Origin of the sequence: Parabacteroides sp. Y3-G-102, from assembly GCF_023656845.1 — a bacterium.
GTDB classification, from domain to species: Bacteria; Bacteroidota; Bacteroidia; order Bacteroidales; family Tannerellaceae; genus Parabacteroides; species Parabacteroides distasonis.
Genome location: NZ_JAMOKU010000071.1, coordinates 1 through 18,993 on the forward strand (window position 1 = coordinate 1; position 18,993 = coordinate 18,993).

General features: G+C 46.4%; 18 protein-coding genes and 1 tRNA gene. 9 read left to right on the top strand and 10 right to left on the bottom strand.

Features of this window, described 5'->3' with window-relative positions; translation table 11 throughout:
- Positions 1-166: 166 nt before the first annotated feature.
- The 4 genes from NBH16_RS22135 to NBH16_RS22150 all read right to left on the bottom strand — a co-directional run bounded on the left by NBH16_RS22135 (position 167) and on the right by NBH16_RS22150 (position 4,993).
- Complete coding sequence (locus tag NBH16_RS22135) at positions 167-2,080, bottom strand: polysaccharide biosynthesis protein (protein WP_250789076.1); 1,914 nt, start codon at positions 2,078-2,080, stop codon at positions 167-169.
- Between the two features lie 16 nt (positions 2,081-2,096).
- Positions 2,097-2,477: a hypothetical protein gene (locus NBH16_RS22140; protein WP_250789077.1), complete on the bottom strand. Its 381-nt coding sequence runs from the start codon at positions 2,475-2,477 to the stop codon at positions 2,097-2,099.
- Positions 2,478-2,488: 11 nt separating this feature from the next.
- The gene (gene nusG, locus NBH16_RS22145) at positions 2,489-3,553 is read right to left on the bottom strand and encodes a transcription termination/antitermination protein NusG (RefSeq protein ID WP_005858746.1); all 1,065 of its coding nucleotides are present in this window, start codon (positions 3,551-3,553) and stop codon (positions 2,489-2,491) included.
- 507 nt (positions 3,554-4,060) lie between these two features.
- On the bottom strand, positions 4,061-4,993 hold the full coding sequence (locus NBH16_RS22150; RefSeq protein ID WP_008772578.1) for a tyrosine-type recombinase/integrase: 933 nt from the start codon (positions 4,991-4,993) through the stop codon (positions 4,061-4,063).
- Between the two features lie 86 nt (positions 4,994-5,079).
- Between NBH16_RS22150 and NBH16_RS22155 the strand changes: the two genes are divergently transcribed.
- The 6 genes from NBH16_RS22155 (at position 5,080) to NBH16_RS22180 (ending at position 10,565) form a co-directional block, all read left to right on the top strand.
- The gene (locus tag NBH16_RS22155; protein ID WP_005858748.1) at positions 5,080-5,469 is read left to right on the top strand and encodes a putative signal transducing protein; all 390 of its coding nucleotides are present in this window, start codon (positions 5,080-5,082) and stop codon (positions 5,467-5,469) included.
- 13 nt (positions 5,470-5,482) lie between these two features.
- On the top strand, positions 5,483-5,665 hold the full coding sequence (locus NBH16_RS22160) for a hypothetical protein (RefSeq protein WP_005858749.1): 183 nt from the start codon (positions 5,483-5,485) through the stop codon (positions 5,663-5,665).
- Between the two features lie 165 nt (positions 5,666-5,830).
- Positions 5,831-7,165, top strand: a complete 1,335-nt coding sequence (locus NBH16_RS22165) for an NADP-specific glutamate dehydrogenase (protein ID WP_005858752.1) — start codon at positions 5,831-5,833, stop codon at positions 7,163-7,165.
- A 188-nt stretch (positions 7,166-7,353) separates the two neighbouring features.
- Positions 7,354-8,784 (top strand): RapZ C-terminal domain-containing protein, encoded by a 1,431-nt coding sequence (locus NBH16_RS22170; RefSeq protein WP_005868544.1) that lies wholly within the window; start codon positions 7,354-7,356, stop codon positions 8,782-8,784.
- Positions 8,781-9,518, top strand: coding sequence for a nucleotidyltransferase family protein (locus NBH16_RS22175; RefSeq protein WP_250789078.1), 738 nt, complete (start codon positions 8,781-8,783; stop codon positions 9,516-9,518). The genes NBH16_RS22170 and NBH16_RS22175 overlap by 4 nt, the downstream gene beginning before the upstream one ends.
- A 15-nt stretch (positions 9,519-9,533) precedes the next feature.
- Entirely contained in the window at positions 9,534-10,565 is a 1,032-nt protein-coding gene (locus tag NBH16_RS22180) for an endonuclease/exonuclease/phosphatase family protein (RefSeq protein WP_250789079.1), read from the top strand.
- Between the two features lie 80 nt (positions 10,566-10,645).
- Here NBH16_RS22180 and NBH16_RS22185 read toward each other — a convergent pair whose 3' ends face one another.
- On the bottom strand, positions 10,646-13,600 hold the full coding sequence (locus NBH16_RS22185; protein ID WP_022193195.1) for a PEP/pyruvate-binding domain-containing protein: 2,955 nt from the start codon (positions 13,598-13,600) through the stop codon (positions 10,646-10,648).
- Between the two features lie 195 nt (positions 13,601-13,795).
- Between NBH16_RS22185 and gdhA the strand changes: the two genes are divergently transcribed.
- The gene (gene gdhA / locus NBH16_RS22190) at positions 13,796-15,130 is read left to right on the top strand and encodes an NADP-specific glutamate dehydrogenase (protein ID WP_005868539.1); all 1,335 of its coding nucleotides are present in this window, start codon (positions 13,796-13,798) and stop codon (positions 15,128-15,130) included.
- Between the two features lie 98 nt (positions 15,131-15,228).
- Here gdhA and ruvC read toward each other — a convergent pair whose 3' ends face one another.
- Complete coding sequence (ruvC, locus tag NBH16_RS22195; RefSeq protein WP_005858764.1) at positions 15,229-15,786, bottom strand: crossover junction endodeoxyribonuclease RuvC; 558 nt, start codon at positions 15,784-15,786, stop codon at positions 15,229-15,231.
- Complete coding sequence (locus NBH16_RS22200; RefSeq protein ID WP_005868538.1) at positions 15,783-16,097, bottom strand: DUF4286 family protein; 315 nt, start codon at positions 16,095-16,097, stop codon at positions 15,783-15,785. The genes ruvC and NBH16_RS22200 overlap by 4 nt, the downstream gene beginning before the upstream one ends.
- Before the next feature lie 86 nt (positions 16,098-16,183).
- Between NBH16_RS22200 and NBH16_RS22205 the strand changes: the two genes are divergently transcribed.
- Positions 16,184-16,257: transfer RNA gene (locus NBH16_RS22205), tRNA-Ala, on the top strand.
- Positions 16,258-16,279: 22 nt separating this feature from the next.
- On the opposite strand, the gene NBH16_RS23495 is transcribed toward NBH16_RS22205, so the two are convergent.
- Complete coding sequence (locus tag NBH16_RS23495) at positions 16,280-16,552, bottom strand: GNAT family N-acetyltransferase (RefSeq protein ID WP_350457271.1); 273 nt, start codon at positions 16,550-16,552, stop codon at positions 16,280-16,282.
- A 234-nt stretch (positions 16,553-16,786) separates the two neighbouring features.
- A complete protein-coding gene (locus NBH16_RS22210; RefSeq protein ID WP_005868529.1) occupies positions 16,787-17,524 on the bottom strand; it encodes an acyltransferase in 738 nt (245 codons plus the stop codon).
- Between the two features lie 419 nt (positions 17,525-17,943).
- On the opposite strand from NBH16_RS22210, the gene NBH16_RS22215 reads away from it, so the two are divergent.
- Positions 17,944-18,381 carry a helix-turn-helix domain-containing protein gene (locus NBH16_RS22215; RefSeq protein ID WP_005868527.1) on the top strand — a complete coding sequence of 146 codons (438 nt, stop codon included), beginning with the start codon at positions 17,944-17,946 and terminating at the stop codon, positions 18,379-18,381.
- Between the two features lie 168 nt (positions 18,382-18,549).
- On the opposite strand, the gene NBH16_RS22220 is transcribed toward NBH16_RS22215, so the two are convergent.
- The gene (locus NBH16_RS22220; protein WP_005868525.1) at positions 18,550-18,843 is read right to left on the bottom strand and encodes a nucleotidyltransferase family protein; all 294 of its coding nucleotides are present in this window, start codon (positions 18,841-18,843) and stop codon (positions 18,550-18,552) included.
- Between the last annotated feature and the right edge of the window lie 150 nt (positions 18,844-18,993).

Below are 18,993 nucleotides of genomic sequence, written 5' to 3' on the forward strand. Positions count from 1 at the left end.
TCCTTCAGCATACGGAGCTTGAACTCCATGCTGTAATTTTTACGTTCTCTTAACTTGTTTGACATGTTACACACGTTCTTTTAATTGTTAATTACGTGTGAAGTAAATCTGTATCATGTCATGACAACTTAGTTATTTTCTATCCCACACATCAATATCCGGTTCCCTATTTATCCAACGCCTCGTACTTGGAGTGCCGGCTTTTGAACTCGGGGACGATCGCCTTCATCTTGCCTACGATGGCCATATCGTCTCTCGAGCGGCCTAGCCCGACGAGTTCATCTATATCTTGGCAAACCGTATCATAATCGTACTCCCGTACCTTGGCGATCTTGATCTTCGGATGGAAGGTAGGCAGCGTGATCTCCTCGTCGTTCAGTACCTCCTCGTACAGCTTCTCGCCGGCACGAAGGCCCGTGAAACGGATCCCCACGTTCTTGGCGCCCGAAAGCTGGATCATACGTTTCGCCAAGTCGATGATACGCACGGGTTTGCCCATGTCGAAGACGAAGATCTCCCCACCGTTACCCATCGTACCCGCCTCCAATACCAACCGGCAGGCCTCCGGGATCAGCATGAAGAAACGGATGATATCCGGATGCGTCACTGTCACGGGACCGCCCTTGGCAATCTGTTCACGGAACAATGGGATCACGGAGCCGTTAGAACCCAGCACGTTGCCGAAGCGGGTCGTAACGAACTGCGTCACGCCTTCCACATGGCCCTCCTTGATCGCCTTGTCGAGGCTCTGCACGTAAATCTCGCAGATACGTTTCGAGCAACCCATCACGTTCGTAGGATTCACCGCCTTGTCCGTGGAGATCATCACGAATTTCCTCGTGCCATACTTCACGGCCAAGTCGGCGATCACACGGGTACCGTCCACGTTGTTACCCACACTCTCACAAGGATTATCCTCCATCATCGGAACGTGCTTATAGGCCGCCGCATGGAATACATAGGCGGGGCGATGCTCCGAGAAGATCTCCTCCATGCGAGACTTGTTAGCGATGTCCGCCACCAAGGTATAGGCGTTGATATCCCGCCAATCCCTCGCCATCATCAAGCGGATGTCGTGCAAGGGAGTTTCCGCCTGATCTACCAAGATCAAGCGATCCGGAGCGAACGAGGCGATCTGGCGCACCATCTCGCCACCGATGCTGCCGGCGGCTCCCGTTATCAGGATGCGTTGACCACGAAGCAAGCGGCCCACCGCCTCCATGTCTATCTCTATCTTTTCCCGGGGAAGCAGATCCTCGATCTCAACCTTCCGGAGTTGTGTATGTGTCAAATCGCTCCTGCCATCCCATTCTTGCGCCGCCGGGGTCACGTAGATCTTGATCCCTGCCTCCGCCAAACGGGCCACCATATCCGGCTGTTCCCGGATGGAGTCGCTCTTCAAGGGGGAGACGAAAAGGATCGTCGCCCGCTCCCGGCGCATCGCATCGATCAGCTCCTCATCGAAAGGGTACACACGCACTCCCATCAATATACGATTCTGCATGTTCCCGGCCTCCGAGACGAAGCCTGCCAGCACGTACTGTGCGGGATCTTGGTTCTGGATGCTCTTCGCCAAACTGATACCGCCCTGCTTCACGCCGAAGATAAAGGCACGCTCAGCCTTCGACTGGCGAAAGGTCGTCACGTAGAAATACTTCACGAACACACGCATCGCCCACATCAAGCTCATCGCCAGCAGGGAGGATAGCACAAGGTCTCGTTTACGGATATACACCAAGTAAGGCGAAAAATCCGTAAACTCTTGGAAGGTCACCACGCAAACCACACCGAACAGCACGGCGAAGCCCACCCGTTGCAAATCCACGAAGGAAGAGTAACGAATGATGCCCGAATACGTACGGAACAGCCTAAAGCCCACCAGATAAGGCACTAGGCAAACACCCCACGTGAGCGACAGGTGCCAAAAGATGCCCATCGTGGCGAAGATCCCGTTATTCAAGGCATATACCAGCAAACCTGAAAACAGGATCACCAAGCAATCCAACAGGATAATGCTCCAATACGGCAACGCTTTCCTTGAGAAATACCACGTTGAGAGTTTAGAAAAAAGGTTCATCATGAATAAAATTTTTGGTTCATGTCAGCTGGGGCAAGCCCTCCACCTCACCGGCATGCCATCTTCGGTAGTCAGTCAAGGAGGATTCGGGGACGGTCAGCACCACGTAATCCTTCTCGTCCCGCCTCAAAATATGTTTACGGGCGTACGAACGCAACGAGCGATCCGTCACGGACACCATCACGATCGGGAACGGGTAGGCAAACAGGCGCAGCGGCGTGATCTCGCTATCCGGGAAGGTGAGACACAACTGATAGGCAGAACGCTCGAAAGCCACCCAATAAGGACCCGTACAATATAAATGGATCGAGGTACGGTTCGTGCGCTCACGATCCATGATCTCGCTCAGATGCTCGTTTAGTAACGTAACCAAACGTATGCCAGAAGGAAGAGAAGGCATGTTTTGAATTTTTAATTTTCAATTCCCACGTGTTTTAGCCAGCGGTCGTAGTCGGCTAACCGACGGATCAAGGATAATTTACTCTTCTTCGGGGAGGATTCCCGGCTCCACGGATCAATCAACTCGTGCGCACGATAATAATAGATACTGCTATCCGTACAACCATAAAGCGTAAGTAGTAATAATGCCAACGACTGCTCCGCACGGATCAAGGGTAAGAACGAGACGATCGTTCCGATCAACGACTTTTGCCGCTCCTCGTCCCCTAGTATCGTATAGGCGGGCAACAAGAGAGAATAGAGCTTGCACCGCATCACGGCAGAATCCAGCTGCAACTCCCCATAGGCACGCAAGGTCTCCGTCGCCAGCTCACGGTCTATAGCCGTAACGCCACCATCCCCCCAATGACGGCCCAACGCCTCATGAAGACCATTTTGTATCCGGGAATTGTCCAAACGGGTATATACATGCTTGCCTTCCTCGGCCAAGCTGATCACCTCATACTCGCCCGGCTGAACACGCAATAAAGGAACCCACATCCAGTTGTCCACGCATACCATTACCTCCCGCTCGCCGACACCGGGCTGTATTACTACACTTGCCTCAACACCTTTGAAACGACCATCCGTGATGCGTATCCGGTCACCTTTACGCAAATAACCCGCTTCCGGCACATACACCGGAAGCTCATCCGAGTAAGAACGGGCCACCCAACGCAAGTTTTCCATCTCACGATCGGAGACAAAAGGATACGAGCCACGGCCATCCACGCTAGGCAGGAAATTATACAAGGGAAAATCTCGTTTCAAACGGAAGATCTCATACACAGAAGAGCGGATAAACACATAATTGTAGAGCAACGGACGGTGAGTCTCCACCAAACGCCCCTCACGGCGATGCATCTCCACGAAAGAGGGGGCGAAAAAATCGAACGTAGGCTCGCCCAAACGCACCCTGCGATCTAACTCCTTCCGCAAACCCTTGGCTGGACCTTTGTGACAAGCGGGAAGAGATAACACATACCATCTTACGGTGTGGACATCACGCAATGGTAAAGGGGGAAGATCATGACCCATAGATACTTCAATGCCATATCAGCACATTCTATTAATACACTGATAATCTAATACTTAAATCAAATATTCTTTTCTATTCCCGAAAATTTTAAAGCAATAGAAACCATGTCAATATCTCTTCTATCGGGACGTGGAAGATCGGCTACTTGGGAAGTAGCGTAAAAGATAGGAAATGATTATTACCCAGTTGTAGAGACGGAGCGTGCTCCGTCTCCCACCATCTGGCAGTAATTTAAAATACCCATTTGAGGGGATGAGACGGGGCACGCCCCGTCTCTACACGATGTTCGTACGATTTTTTGGGGAGACGTGATGATGCAGGAAATATGAGGTCGTTTCGTCTCCATTGTCGTGCCCATACACCACGAATAGAAACGAAAAATCGAGGAAAGATAAATTCAGAAAACAAACAAAGCCTACACAAAGCCTAAAAATTGTTTGTTATTCGGTGTTTTTTACTAAATTTGCGGCATGGAAGATTACGCTACTTCCCAAGTAGCCGATCACCTACCCCACCTTTGATACATTATTATATATGCTCTCGAAGCAAGCCTTGTTCACCGCAGACATCTTATCCAAAGAGAAGCTCTTCAAATAGATTTGCGTCGTCTTGATTGATTGGTGTCCCAGCAATTCGCTGATCATCTCGATCGGTACACCCTGTTCCTTCAAGGTCGTGGCGAAAGAGTGACGGATTGAGTACGAGGTAACCATTTCCGTCACACCACAGGCATTTGCCAGTTCCTTCAAGGAACTGTTGAAATCAGCCAAGGCAGAGGTATATTCCCGGAAGGCCTCTTCACCCGTTTTCGTCCCACTCAAGAAAGTGAATAGATAAGGAGAATCCCGAAGCGTGCCGGTCATTAACGCAGCCAACAACTCCTTGGCCACAGGCTGTATCTCGACCAACATCGGCGTACCCGTCTTCTGGCGGTTATACCTCAAGACACCATTCCGGATATCACTCTTTTTCAAATGAGCGAAATCGACAAACGCCATACCGCAAAACAAGAACATCAAACACAATGCCCGCTGTGTTTTCCGCAGCCCCGAATCATCCAACGGAGCGGTCATCAACAAACGCAAGGATTCCGTAGGCAACGCCTTCTTCTGTTTGCTTTTCACTCCCATGAAAATTCCCTTGAACAAATAACGGGAAAAAGGAGCCTCCCCATTCTCCATCGCCAACCCATACACACGGCGAATCCTACGCATATAGGTAGACACCGTATTCCACGAGCATTCCCGGTCCCGCAAATAGTCTTGATACCTCAAAAGCATTTCCCGGTCGATACGGGTATAAGGAATCACCTCCTGCCCACAAAAACGCAGGAATGAATTCAAGGCATCTTGATAACTCTTGGCGGACGAATAACGTCCTTGCTCTCTCAATCGGGCTATATACATCCGCATACCCTCCGCTAAATCATACTGTTTCATATTTTCACGTATAAAAAAAGTAAATTACAATAAAAAACACGGTTAATTCGTGATTGTCTACTTACATTTGCAGAAAAACAAATACCATGGACAAGATCGTAGAAATAGCCCGGTTCACCTATCCGGCGGATGCCCAACCGCTGATGGCCCTGTTGAGGTCGGAAGGGATAGAATGTTATCTCCGCAATGAGTTAAGCAGCCAGATCATGGCCGGTTACGTAGACGTAGGCGGCGCACGGGTGGAGATTCTGGAAAGCGACGTTCCCCGAGCCATGAAGATCATGGAGGAAGGCGGTTACGACCTGCCCCGGGAAGACGAGCAAGCGGAACCGGTAGAACAAGTCGCCGGATTCGCACGTCATATCCCTTTTCTACGAAAATATCCCTTAGAGAAACAAATCATGATCCTATTCGTCATCATAGCTGTCTTTTTGGCTTTGGTGATTTACTTCGGATCGCTTATTTCCTCAAACTAAACAAATGTAATCAATGGCACGCAGAAAGATAACAAATAGTCAAGCCGTATGTATCACCTTACTATGGGGTGTCTTATGCTACATGCTGCTTGTATACAGCGAGACAATCAATTTCGACGTCATATTTGCCCTTGTAGCCTCCGCTATCATTGTGTTCGTTCCGATCTATAAGAATTTCAAGCATAGAGATGAATAACATTTCGTCGTTTTTTCAAACTTAATATATCTAAATGATATTTTTTACGCATTTTCTCTTTCAATTATTTGCTAGTGTCAAAAATTAGCTTACCTTTGCCACGTCGTTAAACAAACGGCGTACGGATAACAAAATGGTATAACATTCTAAATATAAAATTCAGTCATGAAGGCAAGTGAAGTTTTAGACAACTTGAAAAGAAGATTTCCGAACGAACCGGAATATCATCAAGCAGTATCAGAGGTTTTAGGGACTATCGAGGAAGCTTACAACGAGCATCCGGAATTTGAGAAAAGCAACTTGATCGAGCGCCTTTGTATCCCCGATCGCATTTTCTCTTTCCGTGTAACTTGGATGGACGATAAGGGACAAATCCAGACGAACATGGGTTACCGTATCCAGCACAACAACGCTATCGGCCCGTACAAAGGCGGTATCCGTTTCCACGCTTCCGTAAACCAATCGATCCTTAAGTTCTTGGCTTTTGAGCAAACGTTTAAAAATTCACTGACTACATTGCCGATGGGTGGTGGTAAAGGAGGTTCCGACTTTAGCCCGAGAGGAAAGTCAAACGCTGAGATCATGCGTTTCTGCCAAGCCTTCATCCTTGAGTTATGGCACCATATCGGTCCGGACACGGATGTTCCCGCCGGCGATATCGGTGTAGGCGGACGTGAGGTGGCTTATATGTATGGAATGTACAAGAAATTGGCTCGTGAGAATACGGGTACATTCACGGGTAAGGGTATCGAGTTCGGAGGTTCCTTGATCCGTCCGGAAGCTACAGGTTACGGAAACGTATATTTCTTGTTGCAGATGCTGAAAACCCGCAACATTGACATCAAGGACAAGGTAGTTTGTGTATCAGGTTCCGGAAACGTGGCTCAATATACGGTAGAGAAATTAATCAGTCTTGGAGCGAAAGTTGTCACGATGTCTGATTCCGACGGTTATATCTATGATCCGGATGGTATCGACCGTGAGAAACTGGATTATATCATGGAGTTGAAGAACTTGTATCGTGGCCGTATCCGTGAATACGCGGAGCAATACGGATGCAAATATGTACAAGGCGCTCGTCCTTGGGGAGAGAAATGTGACATCGCTATGCCGAGCGCAACCCAGAATGAGTTGAACGGCGACGATGCCAAGACTTTATTGGCTAACGGTTGCTTCGCCGTATCCGAGGGTGCTAACATGCCTTCTACACCAGAAGCTATCGACGCATTCCTTGAGGCCAAGATCCTTTACGCTCCGGGTAAGGCCGCTAACGCAGGTGGTGTATCCGTTTCCGGTCTTGAGATGACTCAGAACGCACAGAAGTTAAGCTGGAGCAGCGAGGAAGTAGACCAGAAACTTCAGAGCATCATGGAAAACATCCACGAGCAATGCGTAAAATACGGAAAGCAAGAGGATGGTTACGTAAACTACGTGAAAGGCGCCAACGTAGCCGGCTTCATGAAGGTAGCTAAGGCTATGATGGCACAAGGAATACTCTAGGTAATTGAAAATTAAGAATTGAGAATTGAAAATTAGTTAGAGAGGAGCGATTGATGATCATATAAGCGAGGGGGATAGGCTTTGAGAGGCTATTCCCCTTTCTTATTTCCGACGAAGTCCCAATTTTCAATTTTCAATTCTTAATTTTCAATTAAAAAGCGGTATCTTAGTGCCGTAAATCGATAAGTATGATAACAGAAGAACTTAGGAAGCTATACCAATCATATACCGGATCACCGGCAGAGGAAATAACGGAGTTACCGTCATCCGGCTCTAACCGCCGGTATTTCAGGATAAAAGGTCCTGAGACGTTGATTGGAGTTAGTGGCACTTCTATTGAGGAGAACGAGGCTTTTATCTATATGGCAAAACATTTCCGGGGGAAGGGCTTACCCGTACCGCAAGTATATGCCAGCTCGGACGACCATTCATTTTATATCCAAGAAGATTTAGGAGATACGCTTCTTTTCAACGCCATCGAGAAAGGCCGTAAAAGCAGTGTATTCGACGAGGAGGAACGCCGTTTATTACACAAGACGATCACCAAACTCCCCGACATCCAGTTCTTGGGGTCCGACGGTTTCGATTTCTCGTATTGCCATCCGCAAGCCGAGTTCAACCAACGGTCTATCCTTTGGGACTTGAATTATTTCAAGTACTGTTTCTTAAAGGCTACCGGTATGGAGTTTCAGGAAAACCGTCTGGAGGATGATTTCTTGAAGATGAGCGACGTATTGTTACGCAGTTCATCCGCCACGTTCCTATACCGCGATTTCCAGTCACGCAATGTTATGGTAAAGGACGGAGAGCCTTGGTTTATTGATTTTCAAGGTGGACGAAAAGGCCCGGTTTATTACGACGTGGCTTCCTTCCTTTGGCAGGCGAAAGCGAAATATCCGGAGGATCTGAGGAATGAATTACTATCGGATTATATCACGGCCCTACGTAAATATATCCCGGTAGACGAGGCTTACTTCCATAGCCAGCTGCGCCATTTCGTCCTGTTTAGGACCTTGCAGGTATTGGGGGCTTATGGTTTCCGGGGGTATTTCGAGAAAAAGCCTCATTTCATCCAAAGCGTCCCGTTCGCGATCGAGAACCTGCGGCAGTTATTGAAGAATGACTATCCGGAATATCCCTATTTATGCTCCGTCCTTCGTGAGCTTACCGGGTTGAAACAATTCACGGACGATATCCAGAAACATATGCTGGAAGTAAAGGTCATGAGCTTCGCCTATAAAAAAGGAATCCCGAACGACCCTAGCGGGAACGGAGGTGGATTCGTATTCGATTGCCGTGCGATAAATAACCCCGGTAAATACGAGCGTTACAACCATTTCACCGGTTTGGATGAGCCAGTGATCCAGTTCTTGGAGGATGACGGGGAGATCACGAATTTCCTCGAGCATGTCTACCATATCGTAGACGCCTCGGTAAAACGATATATGGATCGTGGATTCACCAATTTGATGATTTGTTTCGGATGTACGGGAGGACAGCACCGTTCGGTCTATTCCGCACAACATCTGGCGGAACATCTTAACACCAAGTTCGGAGTAAAAGTACATTTAGTACATAGAGAACAAAATATAGAACAACTCTTTAACCCTACATTATGAAAGCTATGATTTTCGCGGCCGGTACTGGTTCCAGACTGAAGCCGTTAACCGATCACACGCCAAAAGCGCTTATACCTATCGGGGGCAAACCGATGCTAGAACACGTCATACTGAAACTGAAATCCTCCGGTTTCGACCAGATCGTGATCAATATCCACCATTTAGGCAACCAGATCGTGGATTTTCTGGAGGCGAACAACAACTTCGGTGTCCGGATCGAAATCTCGGACGAGAGCGATTATCTGCTGGATACGGGAGGAGGAATCAAGAAGGCCACTTCTCTTTTATGCGGGAACGAGCCTTTCTTGATACATAATGTCGATATCTTATCGAACGTGGATCTCAAGAAACTATACGATACCCATGTACAAACGAACCCGTTGGCTACCTTACTCGTCAGCCAGCGCAATACCTCACGTTATCTATTATTTAATAAGGAGAATAGACTGTGTGGTTGGCGTAATCATGAGACCGGCGAGGTAAAATCTTACTATCCCTATTTTGACCCGGATCAACACAACGAGTACGCCTTTAGCGGAATCCACGTACTCTCGCCCAAGATATTGGAGCTGATGGAAGAATGGACCGGAAAGTTCTCTATCATTAACTTCTATCTGGCTATTTGCGCCAAAACCGATATCAGGGCTTATATGGCGGATAACCTAAAACTATTGGATATCGGCAAGCCGGAAACCTTGGCCTCCGCCGAGGAATGGCTACGACAAAACATCTAACAAAATATTTCACACATGAAAAAAACTAGTTTTATCTACTTACTCTTGTTGATCGCGCTGGGCCTCAGCTCTTGCCAGCAAGAGAAGACTTTCAAGGTTCTTCAATTCAACATCTGGCAGGAAGGCGCTGTCGTAAAAGGAGGCTTTGACGCTATCGCTGACGAGATCGTAAGAAGTAACGCCGATTTCGTTACGTTAAGCGAGGTACGTAATTATCATCAGACCCGTTTTTGCGACCGGATCGTGGAAGCGTTGCAGCAAAGAGGACAAACGTACTATTCTTTCTACACCGAGGATTCCGGTCTGTTAAGCCGCTACCCGATCACGGATAGCACGACCGTCTATCCCTTGAACGATGACAGGGGTAGTATGTACAAGGCCATTACCCACATCGGCGATACCGAGGTAGCTCTTTACACCGCCCATCTGGATTATCGCAATTGCGCTTATTACGATGCCCGTGGATACGACGGAAATACATGGGACGAGGAACCCCCTGTCACCAATCTGGATACACTCCTATGGTTGAACGAACAATCTGTCCGTGACGACGCTATCGCTTGCTTCCTAAAAGAGGCGAAAAAGGATCGGAAAGCCGGACGGATCGTTATCCTCGGAGGGGACTTTAACGAGCCTTCCCATCTGGACTGGACCGAGGCGACCAAAGAGATGAGAGACCACCAAGGATTGGTTGTTCCTTGGCACGTATCCGTCATGCTGGAGAAAGACGGCTTCAAAGATACGTACCGTGAGATCTTCCCGAACCCTGTAACTCATCCGGGACTTACCTGCCCGGCGGACTGTAAGGATATCGCTTTAGAGAAATTAGTTTGGTCGCCGAAAGCGGACGATAGAGATCGCATCGATTTCATCCATTACGCTCCATTCGAGGGATTAACGCTTACAGATGTATGTATCATCGGTCCGAAAGGTGACATCCTCCGTGGGCAAAGAGAGACGGAAGAGACCTCCGACCCGATCATGACTCCCCTTGGAATCTGGCCTACCGACCACAAAGCGGTTCTTGCCACTTTCCACTTGAAATAAAAAATGGATTCGCGAGACCCGTCTTACCGGCTCGTCTCGCAAATCCACAAACAACTATCTTCTCTTGAAACGCTATCTTTTTATGGTTTCAATACCACGCCAAGACTTTTCTTCCCATCCATCTTAATCGTAATCGGAGCATCAAAACGTACATGACGAAGATATTCCGTCTCCTCTACGGCAGGTTGCGCATTCAAGAACGCCTCATCGAACCAACCATCTCCCTTAAATGGATTAACCGTAAAATAGCCCACTCCGAACGAAGTCAGGTTCTGGAAGAAATGGGTACCTTGACTCGGGTCTACCCGATAATTCTCCAATCCGCACTCCACGATCACCCGTGCGTTACTGATATGCGGCCATTTCACCGGAATACCCAACCAAGAGTCGCTGCTCCCCCATCGGCCGGGGCCGACTAATACGTATCCTTTCTCCTGATCGGTAAACGAACGGTTCATCTTCTCGATCTCATAAGCGATCAACTGATTATTGGATGAATTAAAAGCGCCCGTCTTCACATAGATAATATCCTGTACGTCGCCAACGATACCATGCCCCAAAACACTGGTAGAAGAAAGGATGGTTTCCTCGTTCTTCACCAAGCTCAGATCCTCGTCCATAATCTCTTTATTATCTACGATCGGACGGATTTGCAACAGATAGAAAGTCGCCCTTGTATGATCCGAAGGGTCCATGTTGACAGCGAACTCAATCTCTACCGGACGGCCCATTTCCTGCTGCCCGATCCGTAAGATCTGATCCAACGTATCCGCCAGCGGGAACACGTCATGCTGTAGGATATTCACGAAAGAAAGTATCTTACGACCGCCCGGATAATAACCGTCACGGATAATCTGATCGTACGGATCGTATGTAGAGACAATATATTTCAAGGAACCCTCAGCGTCCGCCTCCTTCAAGCCCAGCTTCACCAAGTTAAAGGCATCATCTACCGAGAAGGCTTCCGCCATATTCTTCAAATCCAAGGCATAGAAACGAGTCTGCGTTTCCCTAAGAGCGAAATCCATCGTACTCATCTGCAAGATGCTATGGGGATGTCGGGGAGAGAAACGCAAGGTTTGCCCGCCATCGACGATATATTTACCCAATCCCAAGGCGATATTCGCGATCCCATCCTCCGCCTTCTCGTTACCGATCGGATAGAAATTCAAGGAACGGGCCACGCCCGACATCGTCGGATAGAAATGATCATTATAACGGGAGCCCACCACTTCTTGCAAGACGATAGCCATCTTCTCCTGATCGATCAAGTTCGAGGTAGCCGTCATATACGCCTTACTATCCTTATAAAAGACAGAGGCATACACCGCCTTGATAGCGTCGCTCACCGTACGGAGCATATCGTATTTCTCCTCGATCTTAGGTACCATATACGTAGAATAGATCCCGGCGAAAGGTTGATAATGCGAATCTTCCAGCAGGCTGGAGGAACGCACGGCGATCGGGCTTTTCACCACATCGAAGAAAGCCATCAAGTCCTCGATTAAACGGGAGGGCAAGCTGGCCCGCAAGAAATACCGGAGGATCGTCTCATCGTCCGCATCGCCCAGCGCTACCGGATACAACTCGTTCGTCTCCATGAACTCGTCGAAGATATCGGTACAGATCACGACCGTCTTCGGGATATTCACGGCAAAATTATCACTCTCCAGCTTAGGGTATCGCTTCACCATCGCACCGATAAAGGCAAGACCTCTACCCTTACCTCCCAGCGAACCGTCACCGATACGGGCAAAATTACTATACTCATCAAAACGATCCTTCTGATAAACCGCCACGACACCCGTGTTCTTCATCCGGCGATATTGCACGATCAAGTCGAAAATCAATTTCCGAGCCTCATCCATATCCTTATAGTCACTCACGTCCACATGCTTCAAAACCTCGGCGGGCGGAAACATGGCACGGGAATAAAAGAAACGGGAGAAATGATTCCGGGAGAGATGGTAAACCAACGAATCGTCGGGAATCTGGAAGACTTTCTTTTGAAGGTCTTTCAAATCCTTGATGCGCATGATCTCCTCTTTCGTATGCGGATTCAGGATCACGAAATCGCCGAAGCCGAAACGCTGCATGATCTTCTTTTTCAAATCCTGCGGGTAACTCTTGGAATTCTTATCGATAAACGAGGCGTTCAGTTCCTTCGCGTACACATGGTTGCTGGCCTCCGAAGATTCCAGCACGAAAGGAATGATCAAACCCGTTTTCCGTACATACTGTCCGAACTTATAACCGGCATACGGATCTTTCACGCCATTGTGCATAAAACTCATATCCGAGATAATACCCAACATATTATCCCGATACTGATCAAAAATACGTACCGCCTCCTCGTAATTCCGGGCCAATTTGATCTTCGGACGACCCCGCATACGCAACGTACGCTGGTGATCGTTCAACGCCTCCTTCGCGAACATTTGGCTCTGCTCCAGCACGAACTTATATAAATGAGGCAAAGCGGACGAATAGAAACGAATGGAATCCTCCACCAACAAGATGATCTGTACGCCCACGCTGGCCGTATCGTCCGGAGCGTTCATCTTATCCTCGATCAACTTGATAATCGCCAGTAACAACTCCGAGTTACCCAACCAGCTGAACACATAATCGATAGCGCTCAGATCCTCGTTGGCGATCCGCTTAGACACCTCTTTCGAGAAAGGAGTCAATACGACGATCGGGATATTCGGATAATGCACCTTTATCTCGCTCGCCGCAGCGAATATATCCCGGTTATCCATATTCGGCATGCAAATGATCAATTCGAAGTTCCGGTTCTTCAACTCATTCAAAGCCTCCTCCTCGGTAGTCACCTGCGTAAACCGGGGTGGGTAACGGAGGCTTAAGGAAGTATATTCGTTAAATATCTGCTCATCTACACGCCCGTCATCTTCCAGCATGAAGGAATCATATTTCGTAGCGATAAGCAATACATTATATATACGCTTATTCATTAGATTGGCAAACGGGGTGTCTCTGAACACCAAGTCTTTTAAGTTCGGTATACCGCTCATAATAGATTCTGATAGAATTATTCGAGTCAAATGTAAGGAAAAATAATAACTATTGAAACATGAAAGTACGCATTCTGACTCTAACTGAAGATTTTTAGGTTTTCACTGATAAAAAGTAAGCGAAACTCTTGGTCATTCCAAAGAATTACCTACATTTGCCAACAGAATGTTATCCTTTTAAAGAATATAAATGCTATGAAGACTGAAGTTATTTTATCAGCGCTAGAGGCAAAACATCCGGGAGAAAAGGAGTATTTGCAAGCAGTAAAAGAAGTGCTTTTATCAATTGAGGAAGTGTACAACCAACATCCGGAATTTGAGAAAGCGAAAATCATTGAACGCCTAGTTGAGCCGGAACGTATTTTCACTTTCCGTGTGCCTTGGGTAGATGATAAAGGTGAGATACAAGTTAACTTGGGATACCGTGTTCAGTTCAACAACGCGATCGGCCCGTACAAGGGAGGTATCCGTTTCCACCCGTCCGTTAACTTGTCTATCTTGAAATTCTTAGGATTCGAGCAAACATTTAAAAACGCTTTGACAACCCTTCCGATGGGTGGTGGCAAAGGTGGTTCCGATTTCGCTCCGAGAGGAAAGAGCGATGCCGAGATCATGCGTTTCTGCCAAGCGTTTATTCTTGAATTATGGCGTAATCTTGGTCCGGACAGGGATGTTCCGGCTGGCGATATAGGCGTAGGTGGCCGTGAGGTTGGTTATATGTACGGTATGTACAAGAAATTGGCTCGCGAGAACACAGGTACGTTCACGGGTAAGGGCATGGAGTTCGGAGGTTCTATCCTTCGTCCGGAAGCTACCGGCTTCGGCGCTCTTTATTTCGTACATCAAATGCTGGAGACTCACGGAATCGATATCAAGGACAAGACGGTCGCCATCTCCGGTTTCGGCAACGTGGCTTGGGGTGCCGCTACAAAGGCAACCGAGTTGGGCGCTAAAGTGGTTACTATCTCCGGTCCTGACGGATATATCTATGATCCGGCGGGTATCTCCGGCGAGAAGATCGACTATATGTTGGAATTGCGTAATTCCGGAAATGATATCGTAGCTCCTTACGCAGACGAATTCCCGGGCTCTACCTTCTATCCCGGCAAGAAACCTTGGGAACAAAAAGTAGATATAGCCTTGCCATGCGCTACCCAGAATGAGTTGAACGAGGCTGACGCTCGTAAGTTGATCGAGAACAAGACTTTGTGCGTAGCTGAGGTTTCTAACATGGGTTGTACGGCTGAGGCTGTAGACTTGTTCATCGAGCATAAGCAATTATTCGCTCCGGGTAAGGCTGTCAACGCCGGTGGTGTGGCTACTTCCGGATTGGAGATGACCCAGAACGCTATGCATATCTCATGGACTGCCGCCGAGGTAGACGCTAAATTACATCAGATCATGAGCGCAATCCACGAACAATGCGTAGCTCACGGTAAAGATGGCGAATATATCAATTATGTAAAAGGCGCAAATATCGCAGGCTTCATGAAAGTAGCGAAAGCTATGATGGCTCAAGGTATCGTATAAGAATAAGGTCAGTTTAGGCTAAATAAAAACATAGTTATGAATTCTTTGAACCTTAGTTATGGTTTGAGAATTTCATAACTATGTTTTTTAAGCTCATATCAGCGGACTTTCCCGGGGTTCTTAGCGATAAAATCCTTCCATCCCGTATACTTCTTTTCCGAGATCGGATTATTGGTTTGGAAATAATGACAAACAGCCGCCGCCAACCCATCCGTAGCGTCCAATTGCGGAAGCATAGACTCATCCGGTATCTTCAGATAGCGTTGTAGCATGCCGGCCACTTGTTCTTTCGCCGCATTTCCATTCCCCGTGATCGAGAGCTTGATTTTTAGAGGGGCGTACTCGAAGATCGGGATATCCCGCTCCAAGGCCGCCGCCATCGCTACTCCTTGTGCCCTTCCGAGTTTCAACATACTCTGTACGTTCTTCCCGAAGAAAGGCGCCTCGATAGCCAACTCATCCGGATGGTATTGATCGATCAAGGCCAAGACCCGTTCGAATATCTTACGCAGACGGAGATAATGATCCTCATATTTATTCAATTGCAGGATTCCCATAGCTTCCAGCTTCGGTTTATTCCCCTCGATCTTCAAGATTCCGTATCCCATCACGATCGTACCGGGGTCTATGCCTAATATAATACGGTCCTTGATCATTTAGGTAGCTCTATATCTTCCAACAGGGTAGAGAATCCTGCGATTTTCTCTTTATAACGTCCTATCAAATCTTGCTGCAAGGCTCCGCCTTCCTTACGCACCCACTCATTCAACGAATCGATATCCCTCGTATGAAACTGTACGGAAAAACTTTCACCTTCCTCATTCCGCGAATCCAAGATCCGTCTCAAATAAGGACTATAAAGGATACCGCTCTCGGAGGCTTTCGGTATATAACTATTCTTCAAATATTCCAGACACTCATCCACGATATCCTTATGGATATGAAAAGTCGTATTATAAACTATCATCTTCTTTCCTTTCTCTTGAAATTTCTTATACAAAGATAGCGCATATATCAAGAAAAGCCTTATATTTGCACATGAATTAACAAGACGGGGCATTAGCTCATCTGGCTAGAGCGACAGACTGGCAGTCTGTAGGTGATCGGTTCGAGTCCGATATGCTCCACTTCTGATCTACCCTGCGTTTATTAAGCTTCTTGATATAATTTCAATGGTATATACATCCGTCTTGTCGAACTAGACATATCGAGAACAGTCTGATATATGAACCCATTTTTCTCATAAAACAAGTTTGTCTTCGGATTATTTAGTGAGTCAACTGTTATAAATTGACATCTGGCAACTTTATAATTAAGGAAAGTGTCCATGATGAAATTGATTATAAATGTCCCTATTCCTTGGCCTTGCATATCTCTATCCTTGTAGCAAGATGTCCTATATTTATAGCAGGGAAAGCGGATAGATCCTCATAGCCAGATAACAGCTTAATAGAAAAATCAATATCCGAGAATCGGGTTTTTTCCTCCATTATTATTCGCTACACGCTGCATCTCTCTTCTACGGAGTTCAATTTGTTCTTTCTCCGTATCCGTAAAGTCCTGGACAATACATTTACGTATTACACCGTGGAAACGTATAATGTCCTCACGTGTCATGTCTGGATTTGGAATGGAACTTTGCATGAATGAGCCTTCCTATCCTTTTAGATATTTATCGATACACCTACGATCCCAATTGATACCCCGTCTTACGATTTTCGCGGGAATTCCCGCAAGGATCACATTCGGCTCATTAAATTCCTTCGTTACGACACTGCCCCAGCCTACAATACTGTTATCAGATATTTTTACATTCTTACCGATCTTAGCGTCTTTTCCGATCCACACATGTTTGCCTATCTCTATGTACTTCGCAAAATTAATCGGCGCACCCTCCAAATCCGTTATCGTATGCGCATCGGTACACCAGATATCGACACCCCAGCTTAACTGACTATCATCACCAATGCTGACACGCGAGTCATTTTCCTGCAAGTATAACGTAACGCCATTGATTACTACACGATCCCCTATATCTACCCGGCAATTATTAGCGACCCTCGAAACACCCGCACCCAATCCCGGCAACTGCCCAATGATGAGCTTTAATCCCGTCATACCCAATATCGAAGAGTATCGTAAGATAATCGTTCCCACATTTACGATGTTATTATCCCCTTTTACGATCAAGAGAAAGCCATCACTAAGCAATAATTCCTCCGCCTTATCTTCTGATTCAAAACACATTGAGACCTGATTATTATTTCCTGCGATCGTTATGTTGGCCCGATTGACAACCTTAGCGAATCTCTCATTCGGGGCAGAAATACAATTGACTCTACCATGCGGGAAAATTAATGTAAGCTCGTTGTTCTGTCCGTTTATATGTTCCATGTCATTCCATACTTTATAATTCGCATTCTATTATTGCAATACGACTCCTTGTTTCACTTCCCAAATATACGAAAAGAAATGATTCACGCCGAGAAAAGCGATAACGCTTGCCTTCATTATTATTCCCGGCCGACAATTAAAATCAGATGGGTAAAAAGGAGCCAACTTCATCGGCACATGGAGTTAACTTACTTGGTCATTTAAGTTAACTTACTTGGTCATCGAAGTTAACTTACTTTTCTGATACCTTTATTTTAATACAACCCGAACCTAAGTGCGTTTTTATATTCTTCTATTTCCACGATCTCGTTGAGTTTGCCAATATTGATACGATGAGCGTCATCTACAAAAAACAATATCCTTTCGCATGGCAATAAATATATCCTTCGTATATTTGTTGGAAATTAAAAATAACGAGCATGGAAGAAATAAGTAAAGTTACAAAAAGCCGGGTACACCACGGATTCAACATCTCTATAGCACGAAATAGAAAAGGTTTGAAGCAAGCTGCTTTGGCTGATATGCTCGGTATATCCCAACAAAGGCTGTCCCAACTAGAGAACCAGCGGGTAGTCAAGGACGAGATACTAGAGAAGGTATCCGAGGCAACCGGCGTTTCCGTAGAAGATTTAAAGACGATTGAGGAACCGATGAGCGTTTATATTGAAAATAATAACACAATATCCGATTCATCAAACATTGGAAGTGTCGGTGATAGTATTGGAGAATACACACAAACATATAACACCAATCCCCTCGACAAGATCGTAGAGTTATACGAACGTCTCCTAAAGGAAGAGAAAGAACGAGTAAAGACATTAGAAAAGCGCATCAAAGAGCTAGAAGGAAAAGCGTAGATCTTTTTTGACACCGTCCAGCATTTTGTGTAAATAGAAAACTTTAGGATTTAGGTTTCATACTTGAATCCAGTTTTCAAATATAGTAATAAATCGATAGTCCCATCAAATAACATCTTATCAATAGTTGTTTGTATCTTCATCAAAGAGGAATGGACTAATTCTGTATCACATATAAATACCTTCTTTTTCAATTCGGTTTCTCAAAAGTGAATCCATGTGATCCCGTAATCGGACGATATCGACATTACAACCAAACAGAGTTTGCAGATCTTCCTTTATATGTACCAATGCGAACATATTAGGCTTTGAGGTTTCCAAATAAACATCAACGTCACTATCTTCTGTTTGCTCCCCTCTGGCAACAGAGCCGAATATTCCCATACGGATAATGCTATATTTAGAAGCATTCTTCGCCATATAATCACGCAAGATATTCATATATTCAGCTGTTGATTCCATATCCTCTTATTCATTTGATACAAATGATAGGCTCACCCGATAAATCAGGGGGAAAATTCTTTAATTCTATAGAAAATTTGCACCTTTGTACCATGAACAATCAAGGACTATTAGCATTGGCACAGTTGATTCTGCCATCAGAGATACTTT